The organism is Desulfovibrio sp. An276 (assembly GCF_002159665.1).
Lineage (GTDB): Bacteria > Desulfobacterota > Desulfovibrionia > Desulfovibrionales > Desulfovibrionaceae > Desulfovibrio > Desulfovibrio faecigallinarum.
Map to the genome: position 1 here is coordinate 1 of NZ_NFJC01000068.1, position 2,233 is coordinate 2,233.

General features: G+C 51.9%; 1 rRNA gene. It reads right to left on the reverse strand.

The annotated features are described in order from the left end of the window. Positions 1-2,233: ribosomal RNA gene (locus B5F76_RS14200) — 23S ribosomal RNA — on the reverse strand; the annotation flags it as partial.

Consider the following 2,233-nt stretch of genomic DNA (forward strand, 5'->3'; position numbering starts at 1 on the left):
AAGAATAAGACTCACGGGCTATTAGTACTGGTCAGCTCCATGCCTCACGGCACTTCCACCTCCAGCCTATCAACGAGGTAGTCTTCCTCGGCCCTACAGGACTTATGTCAGGGAGAACTTATCTTGAGGCAGGCTTCCCGCTTAGATGCTTTCAGCGGTTATCCCTTCCGCACATAACTACTCTGCCATGCCGCTGGCGCGACAACAGATCCATCAGTGGTGCGTTCAACCCGGTCCTCTCGTACTAGGGTCAAACCCTCTCAATTCTCCTACGCCCACAGAAGATAGGGACCAAACTGTCTCACGACGTTTTAAACCCAGCTCGCGTACCACTTTAAACGGCGAACAGCCGTACCCTTGGGACCTGCTTCAGCCCCAGGATGTGATGAGCCGACATCGAGGTGCCAAACCGCATCGTCGATGTGAACTCTTGGATGCGATCAGCCTGTTATCCCCGGCGTACCTTTTATCCAATGAGCGATGGCCCTTCCATTCGGGACCACCGGATCACTAGCGCCTACTTTCGTACCTGCTCGAGATGTCTCTCTTGCAGTCAAGCTCCCTTATGCGTTTGCACTCGACGGCTGGTTTCCAATCAGCCTGAGGGAACCTTTGCATGCCTCCGTTACTCTTTAGGAGGCGACCGCCCCAGTCAAACTACCCACCAGACACTGTCCTCGCGCTGGGTAACAGCTGCGAGTTAGGGCTCTGAACAAACAAGGGTGGTATTTCACCAATGACTCCCCCCATACTGGCGTACAGGGTTCACAGTCTCCCACCTATCCTACACATGCAGGCTCAAAACCCAATGTCAAGCTATAGTAAAGGTGCACAGGGTCTTTCCGTCTTTCTGCGGGTACACGGCATTTTCACCGCGACTTCAATTTCACCGAGTCTCTGGCCGAGACAGTGTGGAGATCATTACGCCATTCGTGCAGGTCGGAACTTACCCGACAAGGAATTTCGCTACCTTAGGACCGTTATAGTTACGGCCGCCGTTTACCGGGGCTTCAATTCGGGGCTTCGCTTGCGCTGACTCCTCCTTTTAACCTTCCGGCACCGGGCAGGCGTCAGTCCGTATACGTCGTCTGTAAGACTTCGCACAGACCTATGTTTTTAGTAAACAGTTGCCCCCACCTCTTTTCTGCGACTCTTCCGGGCTTACAAAGTAAATTCTTCACCCGAAGGAGCACCCCTTATTCCGAAGTTACGGGGTTATTTTGCCGAGTTCCTTGGCCAGAGTTCTCTCGAGCGCCTTGGATTATTCATCCCACCCACCTGAGTTGGTTTCCGGTACGGTTTGCATGAACTAAACTTAGAAGCTTTTCTTGGCAGCAGCGGCTCAACAGCTTGACGGTCTTTCGACCTCGACATCGTATCTCGGCTCAGCCTCACGGATTTGCCTATGAAGCATGCCTACCTACTTGAACCAGAATCCACTAACTGGCCTGTCTACCGTCCTGCGTCCCTTCATCGCACATTCATACAAGTACAAGACTATTAACTTGTTTCCCATTAGCTACGCCTTTCAGCCTGGCCTTAGGAACCGACTAACCCTGGGAAGATTACCTTGACCCAGGAAACCTTGGGTTTACGGCGAACAGGTTTTTCACCTGTTTTATCGTTACTCATGTCAGCATAATCACTTCTCTGCAGTCCAACAGACTTCACAATCCATCTTCACTCCGCAGAGAACGCTCCCCTACCAGATGTCATACGACAAATCCGAAGCTTCGGCAGCATGCTTAGCCCCGTTACATTTTCGGCGCAACGTCATTAGACCAGTGAGCTATTACGCTTTCTTTAAACGATGGCTGCTTCTAAGCCAACGTCCTGGGTGTCTCTACAACGTCACCACCTTAACCACTGAGCATGCATTTGGAGGCCTTAGCTGTCGGTCTGGGCTGTTACCCTTTTGACGACGAACCTTAGCACCCGCCGTCTGACTCCTGCAGTACATCTGACCGGTATTCTGAGTTTGATAGAGGTTGGTAGACGGGTGGGTCCCCTAGCTCTGTCAGTGCTTTACCTCCGGCAGACAATCTGCAAGGCTATACCTCAATATATTTCGGGGAGAACCAGCTATCACCGGGTTTGATTGGCCTTTCACCCCTATCCACAAGTCATCCAAACTGTTTTCAGCCAGTACTGGTTCGGTCCTCCACAAGGCTTTACCCTTGCTTCAACCTGCTCATGGATAGATCACCCGGTTTCGGGTCTAATCCGCACAACT